We start from the raw sequence: 16768 nt of genomic DNA on the forward strand, positions 1-16768 counted from the left end.
CCCCTCTACCCTCAGGCAGAAACACTCCCCTAGACTACTTAGTCACCTCAGCACTGTCAAGGGATTTTAGCTGACATGGTAACGTAGGAATAATCGGTGTTAATCTTATTCGCTGATTTTGATTCAGAAAATCAAATTGCACTGCTTGATTCAACCATAACCTAAGCAGTGCAATAGTGTGATCCGGCTTTCACCGATAAAAAAACCTAGCCCCAGTTTAAGCTGAAGCTTCCGATGCCTTCTTGCGGCGCACAAAATAGAATGCAGCGCCACCGCCAGCAACTATAACCAACACAGCAATTTCCATCACACCAAGACCACCGCCATGACTGCCATGACCGCCGCCTTTACCAACGCCTAATGGAATTTTAACGACTGTTTTGACATTACCTGCGTCGTCTTTCTTTTCCAGTTGTATTGCGTACTGGCCTATTTCCTGGATATTGGCTGCTACCACAATGATTCCTGAGTTATGCTTTTGCGCGGGCATATAAACCAAACCATGTTCTGCAGCAGCATGTCCCGCGTGCTCGTCATGATTCATTCCTTCATGTCCTGCATGATCACCTGCATCCGCTGCTTTCTGCTCAGCCGGTGCGGCTGCCTTGGCGCCATGTCCTTCATGTCCGTCCTTAACCAAACGAACCGCCAAAGGAATTTCGCGTGCTTCATGCGGTAATTCAATGGTCAAATTGACTTTACCGGTTTTCGGCAGATTCTCGCAGAATGAATGCATCGGTGGTATGCCGCCTTCCGGTACTTCATAAGCACTGAATGTTACCGGGAATTCGCCGGTTTTGATCGTACAACCGCCAGCATCGTGATGGCCTTCATGAGCGAGCATTAACTGCGCATATGACGGCAGTGCTATAAAAGATGCCAATACTGCACCGCCAAATTTTGCTACCCAACTACTTTTAGAAACTACCTTCATATTTTCTCCAATTGATTATCTATATGCTTATTACTCATTTATGTATGCCCAGAAATTTCACCCGAACAACTTAGCCAAGGATTGTATAACAAAAAATTTAGAATATTAATCGAAATAAAAACTTTTCGCCGTTCAGCTGTTGGATAACCGCTCATCCAGAAGCTCAATCCAGTGCTTGACCGATAATGCAGTGCCGGTCTGCAAATGCATCAAACAACCGATATTCGCAGTAGCTATCTGATCGGGCTTACCCGATTCCAATGCTGTCACTTTATTTTTCAGCAACTGCTGTGAAAGCTCCGGCTGCAGGATTGAATAAGTGCCCGCCGAGCCACAACACAGATGCGCATTGGGCACAACAGTCAAATCAAAACCGGCGCTGTGCAGAATTTTCTCGACCACGCCGCGAATCTGCATGCCATGCTGAAGCGTGCAAGGAGAATGAAACGACAATTTGGTCTTTCCAGCATGGGTAGGCTGTTGAGAAAGCAATTGCTCGATCTTATCCAATTCCGCATGAACGATTTCGCCAATGTCCTTGGTAAACGCCGATATCTTAGCGGCTTTCCCGGCATAGACCGGATCATGCTGCAAAAAATGCCCATATTCTTTCACGGTCACACCGCAACCGCTGGCGGTTACCACAATCGCTTCGGCTTCCTCCCGCTCCACCCATGGCCACCAGGCGTCGATATTGCGGCGCATGTAATCAAGCCCGTCCTGCTGCGCATTCAGATGAAAAGTCACGGCCCCGCAACACCCGGCATTCTCAGCCTTCATTAACGAAATACCCAAATGATCCAGCACGCGCGCAGTGGCGGCATTAATATTAGGCGCCAGCGCCGGTTGCACACATCCATCCAGCACCAGCATTGTGCGGGTATGACGTACCGCAGGCCACGCTTTAGCGGAGCTGAGTTTGGCTGGAATTTTTCTTCTTAAGCTGTGCGGCAAAAAAGGCCGCACGATCTGACCTGCCTTGAACAAAGTATTAAATACCAGTGCATTGAGCAATATCTTGCGCAATGTAAAACGTAATACCTCAGTCCGGGCACTGCGCTTCACCTGTTTTTCAACAATACCACGGCTGATATCCACCAATGCGCCATAGCGAACACCGGACGGGCATGTCGTCTCACAAGCGCGGCAGGTTAGGCACCGGTCCAGATGCAATTGGGTCTTTTGCGTAACCGGTTGCCCCTCCAGCATCTGTTTCATCAAATAAATACGCCCGCGCGGACTATCCAGTTCATCGCCCAGAATCTGATACGTCGGACAAGTCGCCAAGCAGAAGCCGCAGTGCACGCAACTGCGCAAAATGGCATCGGCTTCCTGGCCTTGTGGAGAATTTCTTATAAAATCAGCAAGCTTGGTTTGCATTTAAATCTCGGAATAAAGCCGTCCGGGATTGAAAATCCCTGATGGATCAAATTTCTCTTTCAGCGCGCGATGAATTTTCATCATGCCCGAAGGTAAAGGATGGAACACGGAAATACCTGACCGATTGTGACGAAACAACGTGGCGTGACCACCCGCTTCTTTTGCGGCGACACGAATAGCTTCAGCGTCTTCGCCCCCATCGGTGTGTAGCCAGCGCAAACCGCCATTCCATTCCAGCAATTGTTTTCCCGGCAACAGCAAAGGCGGTGCTGTCGATCTGATCGATAAACGCCATAGCGGTTTGTCCGGTTGAAAAAAGTCATGCGTATGTTCACGCACCGACCGCCAAAAAATATCATCGTCTTTCAGCGTTTCACCGCCCAATTTCACTTGTGCCGCGCGCACCGCCGGTTCGGCGCCGGAGAGTCTAAGAAACAGCTCACCATCGATATAACAAGTCGCGGATACCGGCAGCGGTTTACCCGCCCATTGGTTCATTTTTTCGATCGCAGCCGCTTCATCCATGGCCATGCGCAGCGTCAATCCGGCTGCCGGTTTGGGTAAAACTTTGAGTGAAACCTCGAGCAACACACCGAGTGTGCCCATCGATCCCGTCATCAATCGAGAAACATCGTAACCGGCGACGTTCTTCATGACTTGTCCGCCAAACTGCAAATCCTCGCCTTTTCCATCGAGCATGCGCACGCCCAGCACAAAATCGCGCACACTACCGGCCGCAGCACGGCGCGGGCCGGATAAACCGGCGGCAATACAACCTCCCAGCGTGGCGGCTGCACCAAAATACGGTGGCTCAAACGCCAGCATCTGACCATGCTGATCGAGCGCAGCTTCCAGATCCGCCAGCCGCGTTCCGGCGCGTGCTGTGATTACCAGCTCGGTCGGCTCGTAATCGACGATACCGCTGTAGCCGGTCATATCCAGCAACGTGCTGTTTTTTTCTCTCGCCGGATTACCGTAAAAATCCTTAGTACCGCCGCCGCGTATCCGCAGCGGGGTTTTAGATTCAGCCGCGGCGCGAATAATTGCTTGGTATTGATCGATCGTAATCGGCATGGCATTCAAAAACGCGGCAAATCGGCAAATTTCTGCTCACCGCGATGCACATGCATCGCCCCTAATTCCGCGCAGCGGTGCAAAGTAGGAACGGCCTTGCCGGGGTTCAACAATCCCGCCGGATCAAACGCCGCTTTCACGGCATGAAACATGGCCAGCTCTCCGGTTCCGAATTGCGAACACATTTGATTGATTTTCTCCATTCCCACACCATGCTCTCCGGTGATCGTGCCACCGGCATGAATGCACATTTCCAGTATTTTTCCGCCGAATTCCTCGGTTCTTTCCAATTCGCCCGGTTGATTCGCATCGTACAAAATCAGCGGATGCAAATTACCATCCCCGGCATGAAACACATTCATGCAGCGCAACCCATAGGCTTGCGAAAGCTCCTCGATGCCGCGCAGCACACCGGCCAAATGCTTGCGCGGAATGGTGCCGTCCATGCAGTAATAATCCGGCGAAACCCGGCCCGCCGCGGGAAAGGCTGCTTTACGCCCGGCCCAGAACTTGAGCCGTTCTGCTTCATCGCGTGACGTGCTGATGTTGGTCGCGCCGCTGTGCTGCATGATGGCATAAATCCGCTGGATCTCATCCGCCACTTCCTCCGTGCTGCCATCGGATTCGCACAATAAAATCGCTTCCGCCGCCAAATCATAACCGGCGTGCAAGAATTCCTCCACCGCATGAATCGTAATCTTATCCATCATTTCCATTCCGGCGGGGATGATACCCGCGCCGATGACATTCGCCACCGCGCTACCGGCCTTCTGCACATCGTCAAACGCCGCCATGACCAATTGCGCTTTTTCCGGTTTGGGAATCAGCTTGACGGTGATTTCCGTGACGATGCCGAGCATGCCTTCGGAGCCCGTCATCAGCGCCAGCAAGTCATAACCCGCGCTATCCAGGCTATCGCCGCCGATCTCCAGGCACTCGCCGTCCATCGTCAACACCCGCAATTTGAGAATGTTATGCACGGTCAAACCATATTTCAGGCAATGCACACCGCCGGAATTTTCCGCGACGTTACCGCCGATCGAACAGGCGATTTGTGACGAAGGATCCGGCGCATAGTACAAACCATGCGGCGCCGCTGCCTCGCTGATCGCCAGATTGCGCACGCCAGGTTGCACGCGCGCGGTGCGCGCTAAGGGATCGATAGCGATGATTTGCTTCAATTTGGCCAGCGACATCAAAACGCCTTCGGCATGCGGCAACGCCCCGCCCGATAAACCGGTCCCGGCGCCTCTTGCAACAACAGGTGTTTTCGTCGCATAACAAAGCTGCAAAACTTTAACGATCTGCTCTTCGCTCTGCGGCAACACCACGATCATCGGCAATTGCCGGTAAGCCGACAAACCGTCGCATTCGTACGGTTTCAAATCCTCGGCTTCGTGCAACACCGCTTCAGGCGGTAAAAAAGCCCGCAGTTTATTGACCAGTTCTTGAGAAGGCATGTGATTATTCAGGCTGTTTTTGAATTTCGTGGTTGGCCAGTTTTTCCAGCATTTTGACAATGGCGGAATTATCCCACTTTGCGCCGCCGTGCGCGAGACATGCGGAAAACAATTCGCGCACCGCCGCCGTATTTGGCAGGCTCACGCCCAGTTCGGCAGCGCTTTGCAGCGCGATATTCAAATCCTTATGGTGCAATTCGATGCGAAACCCCGGTTCAAAACGCCGTTCGATCATGCGCTGCCCATGCACTTCCAGCGCCTTCGACGCAGCAAATCCGCCCAGCAACGCTTGCCGCACCTTGGCCGGATCGACACCGGCCTTGGACGCGAACAACAACGCCTCGGCCACCGCTTCGATCGCCGACGACACCACGATTTGGTTGGCGACTTTGCACACCTGTCCAGCACCCACGTCGCCAATATGCGTCACGCTCTTGCCCATCAATTCCAGAATCGGCTGAATCCGGTCAAACACCGTTTTGCTCGCACCGGCCATAATCGTCAGCGTGGCATTTTGCGCACCGACATCGCCCCCCGACACCGGCGCATCGGCATACTCGTGCCCGAGCGCATTCAACCGCGCAGCAAATTCACGCGTCGCCAGCGGCGAAATCGAACTCATATCGACGATGATCCGGCTCCGGTCGGGATCGGACTGCAAACCCGCCACAACACCACGCTCGCCGAACAACACTTTTTCCACATCCGGCGTATCCGGCAACATGGTGATGATGATATCCGCATGCCGCGCCACCTCTTCGGGCGAAGATACGGCACTGCCGCCCAATGCGATCAATTCCGCAGGCACCCCGCTGCGCGACTGCAAAAACAGACGGTACCCGCCCTTGATCAAATGTCCGGCCATAGGTTTGCCCATGATGCCGAGACCGATAAAACCGATAGTGGTCATTTTTTATAAAAGAAAAGTAAAAGATTGGTCAAAAATCCCTGACGGCACGAAAACCCAGGTCGTCGGCAACATCGGTGTCGACCCTGCCACGGAAAGTAGATCGCAAGCCCTGCGATTCGCTGACCCGCGAACCGCTCCGAATCACCCGGCAGTTGCAGTTGCCACCATCCTTGTTCAACCGAGCCGAGCCGTCGCTCGGTGAAAAGAATTTTTTCAAACCAGCAATCATACTGGCAATCAATTTTTCCGGTCAAAAAAGTTGCTATCCACTCGAAATTAATGTTTGAATCGATGATCCCAGGTAGCATTCGGCGTACTTTCAACCCCTCAGCCAATACTTTAAATGACTCTACGAATATCCTGATTTGTTATGGTTAATGGTTGTGTCATCGTGAGAAATCTTGTAAATTGACCGTCATCGATCACGCTCAAGTTTCACGATCCTTTTGATTATTATGCATAAAAAATATTTATTATGGTTCCGCGGTGGCCTCATAGGTGGCTTTTGTGCCGGTCTTCTGTTCCTCACCGGTTGCCAGTCGGTTCCAACCCAGCAAGCGGCGTCACCCGTACCTGCGGTGAAGCCATTGCCCATCCCAGTCGCCAGTCATGAGTTCAGTTTCGATCCGGCGCGCGACGATGTGGTCGGTTCGGTGCAAGTCATCACAGCGGGCAAGGACGATACGTTGTCCGACATCGCGCGGCGTTTCAACCTTGGCTACGAAGAAATCGTCAGTGCCAATCCGGGCATCGATCCGTGGTTACCGAAACCGGGCACTAGGATTGTAATTCCCACCCAGTTTGTGCTGCCGGATGCGCCGCGCCAGGGTGTTGTGATCAATCTTGCGGCGATGCGGTTGTTTTATTTTCCCAAGACCAAGCCCGGCAAGCCGCAAAAAGTGATTACGCATCCGGTCGGCATTGGCCGGGTGGAATGGAAAACGCCGGAAGGCATGACGCGCGTCGCGTCGAAAACGGCAAATCCCAGTTGGATTCCGACACCTTCGATCCGCCGCGAGCACGCCAAAAACGGCGATCCGTTGCCCGCCGTGGTACCGCCGGGGCCGGATAACCCGATGGGCACGCATGTATTGAAACTGGATTGGCCGAACTACGCCATTCACGGCACCGACAAACCGCCCAGCATCGGCCTGCGCGGCAGTCACGGCTGTCTGCGCATGTACCCGGAAGACATCGTCGGCATTTACCGCGATGTCCCCGTCGGCACGCCGATTCGCATTGTCAATCAACCGCGTTTGCTCGGCTGGCGCGGCAATCAGTTGTATTTGCAAGCTTACCCCATCCTGGAAGACGACAAACGCAATCACGCCAATCTGCTCAAGAAATCGCTAAGCACTGTGCGTACAACGCCCAAAGGTAAGCGCGACGCACGGCGTCAAGCCAAGATCAACCAGGCGCTGCTTACCGAAGTCACGCGCAACCCGCGCGCCATTGCCATCCCCATCACGCAACCGGAAATAACGCTGCACGCTTATTTGGATCGCGCCAAACTGGTACAAAACACGTTGCCGTTCAACGCCACCTGGGATGGCAACATGGCGGGACAATTGACCGCAAACGACTTGCTGGAGATGGCGAACGAGGATTCCAGCCGGATTCGATGACGTTGCGTTTTACATTCACAAACCTTGCCGGGGAACGATGGCCATTCCTTCCTTTCCCATCATCTCAATTACACTGAGACCTTCTGAATACCGATGACCAGCACAAATAGCTCACCCATCCGCCTCGTCATTCACGGCGGCGCGGGCACGATCTCGCGTAGCAGGTTGACGCCGGAGCGCGAACAGGCTTACCGGCAAGTGCTGGCTGAATCGCTGACCGCAGGGCACGCCGTGCTGAAAGCCGGTGGCAGCAGCGTTGACGCGGTGATTGCCGCGATCGTGGTGATGGAAGATTCGCCGTTGTTCAATGCCGGAAAAGGCGCGGTATTCAGTCACGAAGGCCGTAACGAACTGGATGCCTCAATCATGGAAGGCGTTACGCGCATGGCCGGAGCCGTTGCCGGAGTCACTTCGATCCGCAATCCGATCCGCGCCGCGCATGCGGTGATGACGAACAGTGCGCATGTGATGTTGATCGGCCACGGCGCCGAGACTTTTGCTGCCGAACAGGGCCTGACAATCGTCGATCCCGCCTATTTTTATACGCAACACCGCTGGGATCAGTTACAAAAGGCCATTGCGAAAGAACAGGTGGTGCGCGATCACGATATGGAATCCAGCGCGCCACTGCCCAACGGAGATGAAAAATACGGAACCGTCGGTGCCGTGGCATTGGACTGTTACGGCAATCTGGCTGCCGGTACATCGACCGGCGGACTCACCAACAAACGCTACGGACGCGTCGGCGATTCGCCCATCATCGGCGCGGGCACCTACGCCGACAATCGCTCGGTGGCGGTATCCGCAACCGGCAGCGGGGAAATATTCATCCGCGCCGCGGCGGCATTCAACACGGCCGCACAAGTGCGGTTACAGCAGATTCCGGTCGCCGAAGCAGCCGATCGTACGCTTGCGGAAATTGCCACGCTCGGCGGCGATGGCGGTTTGATCGTACTAAACGCAGCAGGCAATTTCGCGGCGCGCTTCAACACCAGCGGCATGTATCGTGGCGCCATCGGTGACGATGGCATCGCACGGACGGGCGTTTTCCCGGCAGATCCGATTTCTTAATAACTCCGGCAATCAGCCGGTTTCACGTTCCGTGATCGCAGCAATGCGATGTTGCATTTTCCCCGTCTATTTTATTCAGCATCGCACCGGTTAACGGACTGGACCGGAATACCTTACAGCCTTTCAAACCGGGATCGTACGCTTATTCTCAATATATGGGCCCGTCCATTTCAAAATACTATAATATCAACAGTATTAAGCGATACATGACGAGTCAGGTGCTAATCGGCCATGAAATTTGACTGGGATTCAAAGAAAGCGGAAGCCAATCGTCGAAAACACAGTGTTTCATTTGACGAAGCAGCCACGATTTTTCTCGATCCTCATGCTGTATCGGGCCCGGATCCCGATCATTCGATCGCAGAAGAACGATACATTACGTTTGGTTGTTCCAAACTTGGCCGTTTGCTGGCAGTCTGCCACACTTACCGGCCGGGTATGATTCGAATTATTAGCGCACGCCGCCTGACACGAGGGGAAAGGAAACTCTATGAAGAAGGATAAGGAAGATATGCGAAAAAGCTATAAACGTTCCGATTTTGCGACATTGGAACGAGGAAAGTTTTTTGCTGAAGTTGCCAAAGGTACGTCAGTCGTACTGCTGGAACCAGACGTGGCAAAAGCATTTCCCACGTCGAAAGCAGTAAACGAAGCCTTGACGGAGCTATTGGCATTGACTGAGAAAACAGCACGTATAACACGCCGTTCAACTAGAATGCGCCTTAAAGCGGAGAATACCGATTAAATTTGCACGTTAGCTGTCATGAAAGAAAACGAGCGCTGGCTACATCTTGTCGCTCTTGATGATGAGTTTCTAAAGGGTGGAGTAATTCTCTCGGAATGGTGTGTTTTTATCATTCGTGAAGCCGATGTTGCTTTCGTTAATGGCGCTCATCTAGCTTCTATACTAACCGTAGTCTCTGGCATCGAAACTTATCTCCGCTCAGAACATTCAGTTACTGGAAAGGAACGGTTAGTCGAACTCATCAATCAAGCCAATATTCACTGTGACTTGAAGACTGATCTTCATACACTCCGAAAATATCGAAACAAATGGGTTCACATCGATGAGCCATGGGAAGATTACTCATTGCTGGAACATTCCGAACAAATCGAAAAGGAGCTTGAAGAAATGGCTTTTTTTGCAGTACGCATTCTACGGCGAACTATCTATGAGAACCCATGGATTTAATCCGAGAAACTACGATCCAGATGTTTCATATCACGTTGCCAGGCGAAATACACTTAATGCTTTTTTAAATGCAGCCATACTCCAACCAAGAATTAATTAAGCAAATTAATCTTTGAAAAAAATGAAAAACTACCAAGTAAAACCCGGCAGCAAGCTCAATCTGGGGCACTACGATCCTGACGATACCGGCGATTTCGAGAAATCCGCGCAAGACAAGGAAAAAGCCAAAGCCGTGACGGAAAAATTGATCGGTAAATTGGATGAACTGCAAGAGCGTTTGTTCACCAATGGTAACCGTGCACTGTTAATCGTGTTGCAAGGCATGGACACCAGCGGGAAGGACGGCACGATCAAGCATGTGATGTCCGGCATCAATCCACAGGGCTGCAAAGTGGTGACGTTCAAAACGCCATCGGCGGAAGAATTGCGGCATGATTTTTTGTGGCGCGTGCATCAAAAAGCCCCGGAAAAAGGCCAGATCGGTATTTTCAACCGCTCGCATTATGAAGATGTGCTGATTACCCGCGTGCATGGGCTGATATCGCGCAAGGTAGTGCAACAACGGTTTAACCAGATTAAGGAATTCGAGGAATTATTGTCCGAAAACGGCACGGTTACTCTGAAGTTTTTCCTGCACATCTCAAAAGATGAGCAGAAAAAGCGGCTGGAGGAACGGATCAATAATCCGGAAAAGCGCTGGAAATTCAACGAGGGCGATATCGAAGAACGCAAATTCTGGGGAAACTATATCGAAGCGTTTGAAGCCATGCTGGCGGCCACCAGCACCGAGCGCGCGCCCTGGCATATCGTGCCGGCCAACCGCAAATGGTATCGCAATCTGGTCATCGCACACCACGTCGTGCAAGCGCTGGAAGGAATGAAACTCAAAACTCCGCAAGCACCGGCAGGCATCAACTTTGATACCTTGAAGATTGAGTAGTAAAGTATCCGCTTCGGCCGCTGGCTGTTCAGCGTCATCCTAACGGGAGCATTGTATGGAAATTGAGCTCAAGCTGGCCTTGCATCCGCGTAATGTCAGCCGGATCCGGCGCCATCCCTTGCTGCACGCCGTTGCTCCGCAGCAGCGCACGTTACTGAGCATTTACTTCGATACGCCGGAATTCGATTTGATGCAGCGAGGTATCGCGTTGCGCGTGCGTCAGGCCGGTGATCAATGGATTCAGACGCTGAAAGCCGAGGCGCAATCGGTCGGCGCGTTGACGAGCCGCCCGGAGTGGGAAATGGAAGTCGCGAATGGCCGTCATCCGGATTTCTCCGCATTGCCACAAGCGGCACTGGATCTGCTCGCCGGTATCAAATTCAAACACATCACAGCGGTATTCACCACTGAATTCCGCCGCACAACGTGGCAAATCGGCGATAGCGCCGCGCAAGCCGAAGTGGCGTTGGATAGCGGCAAAATCTTCGCCGCTGAGTTATCGCGCGATATCTGCGAAGTGGAAATCGAACTCAAGTCCGGTCCGGCGGAATTTTTGTTCGACATTGCAACGCAGTTGCTGCAACAAGCACCGTTGCACATCGAACCGCGCAGCAAAGCGGAACGCGGTTACATCCTGTGCGGCGCGCTTAGTCCCAGCCCGGTCAAAGCCATCCGCCCAGGCATCGGCCATGATCAACCGGCGGGTGAGGTATGGCATGCCATGGTGCAGGCGGCGCTGGTGCAATTATCCGCCAACGTACCCGGCTTTCTCGAACAGGCACAGGACATTGAGTATCTGCATCAACTGCGCATCGCGTTGCGCCGTTTGCGTGCCGGTGCGCAATTGGCGAAATCGCTGAATCAGGAAATACCCGCGTGGGAACAACCGTTACGCGCATTGACACATGCACTGAACCCAGCGCGTGATTGGGATGTGTTTCACCAGGAGATCTTACCCGGCATCCTGCCCGTTCTGACGGCGTCAGCAGAAAATACCGCCTTCTCCGAAACCGCATTGGATTTGCTGCACAATGCCGCTGCGCAGGCGCGGCAGCAAGCGCAAGCGTTATTGCTGGAAGCGGCGTTCACCCAGCTCATGCTCGACATCGGCCGCAGTCTTTTGATAGCACCGGTCACTGAACACATGCGCACGACCGGAACATGGGCTGAAGCCGTACTGGAGAAACGCTGGCAGAAGCTGCGCAAATGCTGTCGCGGTTTTGCCCGGCTGAATCCGGCCGAACGCCACTTCGCACGCATCGCCGCCAAAAAGATGCGTTACTGCGTGGAAGCGTTTGCACCGCTGTACGGAAAACGGGCGAATCGATTCTTGACCGCCTTGACCGCTTTACAAAGCGAATTGGGAATCGAGAACGACCGGCGAATCGCGCTGCAATTACTGCACAAACTACCGCATAAATCCGCCGCACTCGGCTTTGAGCTTGGCCGCCTCAGTGGCGTATTGGCGTCCGAAGCGGCGCGGCACCCACGGTTATCCCCGGCCTTGTGGCACCGCCTGGCGCGATCCAAACTGTTCTGGCGTTAGTGGCATAGCGACTAAACGCATCATCCATGCACATGCACCAGCCAAGCGGCAGCACAGATCGATACGATGCACGCCGCCAAAGCAGCGTAGCCGCTCCGGCGGTATTTCTGTGCCAGTAAGGCTTGCGGATACATCGAGATAATAAAAGGCCGGGATGAATTGTTTGGTTTAGCCATGATGCTGGTATCCGGCTCCAGCGCCAGTTCATCGTGAATCTGCTGCGCTGCGGCGCGCGCTTCGGATCGCGCCACTTCCCATTCCTGCTGATCGATGTTGCCGTCCTTGTTGCTGTCGAACCGGTCCCGCAACGCAGCTTGATCCTTTTTCCAATCGTTGATCACATTGATCATCACATCCCGCATGGATTTCTGTGCTGTCGCGGACCAGGTGCTGAATTGCCCCAATATGTACAGCGGCTGGCCGGGCAGTATCAGCCACTCGGTGTAGCGGTAGTTGTTGGTCATGGCATGAACGATCGATTGGCTTTCCAGTATTTGCGTCCGAGTTGGCCATTCGCTATTGCCGTACCACACCAGTTTCTCGACACCGTTGATTTCCGCCTGTTCCGGATCGACATAGCAACTGCTGGCACCGTCGGTGAGCCTGAAGCGGTGATCGCTGGTGTTGGTGTACACCACATTCCAGCGTGTTTGCGTGCGGCCTCTTTCGGTAAATGTTTCCTGCTGGGCAATTTCACTGCGATACCAAAGACACGGGTGATTGGATAACGGCGCGTAAATCGGCCGGTCACCGATGAATTGCCCCTTCCCTTCCAGTTCAACATAACCCTGATGCGCCGAGCGTAATTTAGCGGTCGGCGTGTCCTCAATGATGCGCAGCCGTTTCCAGTTATGCATAAAAAAATAGAAACTGGTCAATGCCGCAACGATCACCGCACCCAGCACATAGGGATAATCCTGCGGCGGAATGTCAGCCAGTACTTGATTCATGCGCCCCCAATTCAACCGAATAGCTTACCGATATTGACATCCTGCTTATCGGCATCGCTGAATTCCAGTAGATCGCGCGGTTTGAATTTAAACCAATTGGCGATGATGACATCGGGGAATTGTTCGATGCGCACATTGTTGATTTTGACCGCTTCGTTGTAATACTCGCGGCGGTCGGCGATGCTGTTTTCCAATCCGCTGATGCGCGTCTGCAAGTGGCGGAATTTCTCGCTGGCTTTCAATTCGGGATAATCTTCCGCCACCGCAAACAGATTCCCCAATCCCATGCGCAGCATATTTTCCGCCGCGCCCAGCGCGCCGATATTACCGGTCTCGCGCGCGGTAGCAACCTGCGAACGCGCTGCGATCACTTGCTTCAGCGTTTCCTGTTCAAAACCCATATACTGCTTGCAAGTTTCCACCAGCTTGGGCAGTTCATCATGGCGCTGCTTCAAAAGAATATCGATATTCGACCATGCCTGCGATACGCTGTGCTTAATATCCACCAGACTGTTGTACAGCATAACGCCGTACACGAACACAATGGCCAATCCGGCCAGGGAAATATAAATCATGATATCCAACGTCACACCTCCAGTTAGTTACATTCCTGCAATATACAGTAACGATAATCCGGGAAGCCGCTTGAAAAGATGCCGTGAGTGGCTTCATTTCCTCTTATTGCCGCCATTATCCGGCTGAGCTTCGACGAATGCTATTGACGGGCCGTACTGCGCTTCACTATGCTAACCGGCTTTAAGAATACAATCCGTAGGTATCAGGAGTCATCCATGAGTGTTTGCAAAGAATTAAACCCGTTGACCCAAGCAGCAGTGTTCGTTTCAATCATCCTGGGCTGTACCGGAGCTGTGGCACAAACGAGCGATACTCCGGCGCAACCGGAAGAAACTAAAACCATCACGATGGTGGTCGGTGAACACGGTCCAGACGGATGCGAGTTGCTTGGTAAAGTCCGGGGCTCTTCGCATGAAAGTGAAGCCGCAAAAGACAATACCCCGTATGTTGACCGGTTGATGAAAGCCCGCAACAATTTAAGAAATGAAGCGAAAGCATTGGGTGGTAATACCGTGCATATCATTAAATCGAATAATTCAGGAAAATATGAGATTCCCGGTGCCCCCAAGGAAATCATATTTGTCGGTAATGCGTATCGCTGCGAATAATCCGGAAACAATCCGCTGAAAAATATTTTCATACGGCGATATGCATACATGGATAAATGTAAGTTATTATCCCAGCAGTAAGTTTTTGAGCATGTGAGTAATGTATCGTATAATTCCGACCAACTCAGTTCATTTATTGACGTCCTATCCGGTATTCAATCCATTGTGAATCTCTCATGAAACCTTACTGGCAATGCTAACCGCGAATGAGTAAGAATATTTCTGTGAACAAGGATTTATATGGGCAGATTTTTGCGCCGACCAATTATTTCGACCTGACCAATACCGAACAGGGCAGGATCCTCCAGTTTCAACAAGAAATTCTTCAGCTGGTGGTACTGGGAAATGACTACAAGGAAATTTGCGAGAAAGTCTGCTTGCTGATGGAGCAACTGCTGGATAACGCGGTGGCGTCGGTCATGCTATTGGACAAGGAAAAGCAATGCATGAATGTATTTGCCGCCCCCAGTGTTCCCGAAGCGTGCATTGTGCAGCTCAATGGCCTGCGTCCGGGACCGGGAGCCGGTTCCTGCGGCAATGCCGTTTTTCGCCAGGAACCGGTTTTTGTCGAAAGCACGCTCGATGATCCGCGCTGGCAGAACATCCGCCAATTAGCCATCGATTTCAATATCCTTTCCTGCTGGTCCATGCCGGTGCGCAGCAAAGGCGGCGAATGCATCGGATCGTTTGCGCTGTCCAGTTTTGAACATCGCTTACCCAGCACTTTTCACCGCAAACTGCTGGAAATCGGTTCATTCATTATCGGAATCGCACTGGAACAAAAGAAAGTCAACGAGCAGTTATATCTTTCCAGCAAGGTTTTTGAAAACAGCACCGAAGCGATCATGATCGCGGATGCCAACAAGATCATCATCTCGACCAACAAGGCGCTGCACAAAATAACCGGTTATGTGGATGAAGAGATCGTCGGAAAATCTGTAACCATCGTCACATCCATCCGGCACGGCAGCAATTTTTTTCAGAAAATCTGGCAAAGCGTCAAGCAGCATAACCACTGGCACGGCGAAGTCTGGAACCGGCATAAACAGGGACGGGAGTATCCTGCGTGGTTCAATATCATTCCGGTACGCGGCAAGGACAGCCGGATCAGCTATTACCTGATCAACTTTTCGGATATCACCAGCAAGAAAAAATCGGATGAGATTATCTGGCGGCAAGCCAATTACGATTCGCTGACCGGATTACCGAACCGCAATATGTTCTACGACCGGTTGAACCATGACATCAAAAATGCAGCCCGGATCGGCGCGGGATTGGCCGTGTTGTTTATCGATCTCGACCGCTTCAAGGAAGTTAACGATTCATTGGGTCACAGCGTGGGCGATGCGCTGCTGGCGGAGGCCGCGAAGCGGTTAAGCAGTTGCGTGCGGGAAACCGATACCGTGGCGCGCCTGGGCGGGGACGAATTTACCATCATACTGAACGGCATCAACGAACAACGCAGCGCCGAAAAGATCATTCAAATGATCTTGCTGGAATTGGCCAAACCGTTTCATCTCAATACCAAGCAAGCGTATGTTTCCGCGAGTATCGGCGCGACGTTTTTTCCCAACGATGCAAATACCGTTGAAATATTGATGAAGAATGCCGACCAGGCCATGTATGCCGCCAAAAACAATGGCCGTAACTGCTGGAGCTGTTTCACATCGAATATGCGCGCGGCAACCGAAATCCGTTCCAGAACCGCATACGAATTGCGCAGCGCGTTGCGCGATCAGCAACTGTATTTGCTGTATCAACCGATCGTGGAACTGTCGACCGGCAATGTCTACAAAGCCGAAGCCTTGATCCGCTGGCAACACCCGGAACGGGGCACGGTGTATCCGGGGGAATTTATTAGTATCGCGGAAGAAACCAATCTCATCACCGACATCGGCGATTGGGTTTTCAAGCAAGCGGTCAACCAGGTTGCCCTCTGGCAGACCAACTTCAACGCCGGTTTTCAAATCAGCATCAATAAGTCGCCCAAGCAATTCATCAGCAAAATGAGCGATTGGGTCAACCATCTCAACGAACGCGGCCTGGACGGACAAAGTATCATTGTGGAAATTACCGAAAACTTGCTGCTCGATGTGCACGAATTGGTGGTAAAACAATTATTGAGTTACCGCGATGCGGGTGTTCAGGTGGCCATCGACGATTTCGGCACGGGTTATTCCTCACTGTCCTATCTGAAAAAATTCGATATCGATTATCTCAAGATCGACCGCTCGTTCATTTCCAATCTGGACAGCAAATCGAACGATAGAATTCTATGCGAGGCGGTTATTACCATGGCGCACCGCCTGGGCATGAAGGTCATTGCCGAAGGCGTCGAAACGGATATGCAAAAAGAATTATTGACTGCTATGGGTTGCGATTTCGGACAAGGTAACTTTTTCAGCAAGCCGATGACTGCCGATAAATTTGAAACACTCCTTCTACAATAGAACCAAATCCGCTAGTATCACGTCTCCGTCCTTCAGCGATTCCGCTGAAAAC

The 16768-nt window shown here is 52.3% G+C and carries 17 protein-coding genes; 9 read left to right on the forward strand and 8 right to left on the reverse strand.

The window, feature by feature from the left end; genetic code table 11:
* Window positions 1-217 precede the first annotated feature (217 nt).
* The 6 genes from ABD07_RS13145 to ABD07_RS13170 form a co-directional block, all read right to left on the reverse strand.
* Window positions 218-934, reverse strand: a complete 717-nt coding sequence (locus tag ABD07_RS13145) for a hypothetical protein (protein ID WP_160818670.1) — start codon at window positions 932-934, stop codon at window positions 218-220.
* A 132-nt stretch (window positions 935-1066) separates the two neighbouring features.
* Window positions 1067-2314: a glycolate oxidase subunit GlcF gene (gene glcF, locus ABD07_RS13150; protein ID WP_160818671.1), complete on the reverse strand. Its 1248-nt coding sequence runs from the start codon at window positions 2312-2314 to the stop codon at window positions 1067-1069.
* Window positions 2315-3388 (reverse strand): glycolate oxidase subunit GlcE, encoded by a 1074-nt coding sequence (gene glcE, locus ABD07_RS13155; RefSeq protein WP_160818672.1) that lies wholly within the window; start codon window positions 3386-3388, stop codon window positions 2315-2317.
* Window positions 3389-3393: 5 nt separating this feature from the next.
* The gene (locus ABD07_RS13160) at window positions 3394-4848 is read right to left on the reverse strand and encodes an FAD-linked oxidase C-terminal domain-containing protein (protein ID WP_160818673.1); all 1455 of its coding nucleotides are present in this window, start codon (window positions 4846-4848) and stop codon (window positions 3394-3396) included.
* A 4-nt stretch (window positions 4849-4852) separates the two neighbouring features.
* Window positions 4853-5758 (reverse strand): 2-hydroxy-3-oxopropionate reductase, encoded by a 906-nt coding sequence (locus ABD07_RS13165; protein WP_160818674.1) that lies wholly within the window; start codon window positions 5756-5758, stop codon window positions 4853-4855.
* Window positions 5759-5786: 28 nt separating this feature from the next.
* Entirely contained in the window at window positions 5787-5999 is a 213-nt protein-coding gene (locus ABD07_RS13170; RefSeq protein ID WP_160818675.1) for a hypothetical protein, read from the reverse strand.
* A 214-nt stretch (window positions 6000-6213) separates the two neighbouring features.
* Here ABD07_RS13170 and ABD07_RS13175 point away from each other — a divergent pair, with 214 nt between their 5' ends.
* The 7 genes from ABD07_RS13175 (at window position 6214) to ABD07_RS13205 (ending at window position 12132) form a co-directional block, all read left to right on the forward strand.
* Window positions 6214-7383 carry a L,D-transpeptidase family protein gene (locus tag ABD07_RS13175; protein ID WP_160818676.1) on the forward strand — a complete coding sequence of 390 codons (1170 nt, stop codon included), beginning with the start codon at window positions 6214-6216 and terminating at the stop codon, window positions 7381-7383.
* A 93-nt stretch (window positions 7384-7476) separates the two neighbouring features.
* Window positions 7477-8454: an isoaspartyl peptidase/L-asparaginase family protein gene (locus tag ABD07_RS13180; RefSeq protein ID WP_160818677.1), complete on the forward strand. Its 978-nt coding sequence runs from the start codon at window positions 7477-7479 to the stop codon at window positions 8452-8454.
* 231 nt (window positions 8455-8685) lie between these two features.
* On the forward strand, window positions 8686-8958 hold the full coding sequence (locus ABD07_RS13185; RefSeq protein WP_108698019.1) for a BrnT family toxin: 273 nt from the start codon (window positions 8686-8688) through the stop codon (window positions 8956-8958).
* Window positions 8945-9199, forward strand: a complete 255-nt coding sequence (locus ABD07_RS13190) for a hypothetical protein (RefSeq protein WP_160818678.1) — start codon at window positions 8945-8947, stop codon at window positions 9197-9199. The genes ABD07_RS13185 and ABD07_RS13190 overlap by 14 nt, the downstream gene beginning before the upstream one ends.
* A gap of 18 nt (window positions 9200-9217) precedes the next feature.
* Window positions 9218-9646, forward strand: a complete 429-nt coding sequence (locus ABD07_RS13195; RefSeq protein WP_160818679.1) for a hypothetical protein — start codon at window positions 9218-9220, stop codon at window positions 9644-9646.
* A 121-nt stretch (window positions 9647-9767) separates the two neighbouring features.
* On the forward strand, window positions 9768-10586 hold the full coding sequence (locus tag ABD07_RS13200) for a polyphosphate kinase 2 family protein (RefSeq protein ID WP_160818680.1): 819 nt from the start codon (window positions 9768-9770) through the stop codon (window positions 10584-10586).
* Between the two features lie 55 nt (window positions 10587-10641).
* Window positions 10642-12132, forward strand: a complete 1491-nt coding sequence (locus ABD07_RS13205) for a CYTH and CHAD domain-containing protein (RefSeq protein ID WP_160818681.1) — start codon at window positions 10642-10644, stop codon at window positions 12130-12132.
* A 20-nt stretch (window positions 12133-12152) separates the two neighbouring features.
* On the opposite strand, the gene ABD07_RS13210 is transcribed toward ABD07_RS13205, so the two are convergent.
* Together ABD07_RS13210 and ABD07_RS13215 are read right to left on the reverse strand one after the other, a co-directional pair.
* Window positions 12153-13082: a GIDE domain-containing protein gene (locus tag ABD07_RS13210; RefSeq protein ID WP_160818682.1), complete on the reverse strand. Its 930-nt coding sequence runs from the start codon at window positions 13080-13082 to the stop codon at window positions 12153-12155.
* 11 nt (window positions 13083-13093) lie between these two features.
* Complete coding sequence (locus ABD07_RS13215) at window positions 13094-13657, reverse strand: LemA family protein (RefSeq protein WP_193566065.1); 564 nt, start codon at window positions 13655-13657, stop codon at window positions 13094-13096.
* Window positions 13658-13873: 216 nt separating this feature from the next.
* Between ABD07_RS13215 and ABD07_RS13220 the strand changes: the two genes are divergently transcribed.
* Together ABD07_RS13220 and ABD07_RS13225 are read left to right on the forward strand one after the other, a co-directional pair.
* Complete coding sequence (locus ABD07_RS13220; RefSeq protein WP_160818683.1) at window positions 13874-14266, forward strand: DUF4156 domain-containing protein; 393 nt, start codon at window positions 13874-13876, stop codon at window positions 14264-14266.
* Between the two features lie 206 nt (window positions 14267-14472).
* The gene (locus tag ABD07_RS13225) at window positions 14473-16716 is read left to right on the forward strand and encodes a bifunctional diguanylate cyclase/phosphodiesterase (protein WP_160818684.1); all 2244 of its coding nucleotides are present in this window, start codon (window positions 14473-14475) and stop codon (window positions 16714-16716) included.
* Window positions 16717-16768 lie beyond the last annotated feature (52 nt).

Source organism: Nitrosomonas oligotropha, assembly GCF_009833085.1.
GTDB classification, from domain to species: Bacteria; Pseudomonadota; Gammaproteobacteria; order Burkholderiales; family Nitrosomonadaceae; genus Nitrosomonas; species Nitrosomonas oligotropha.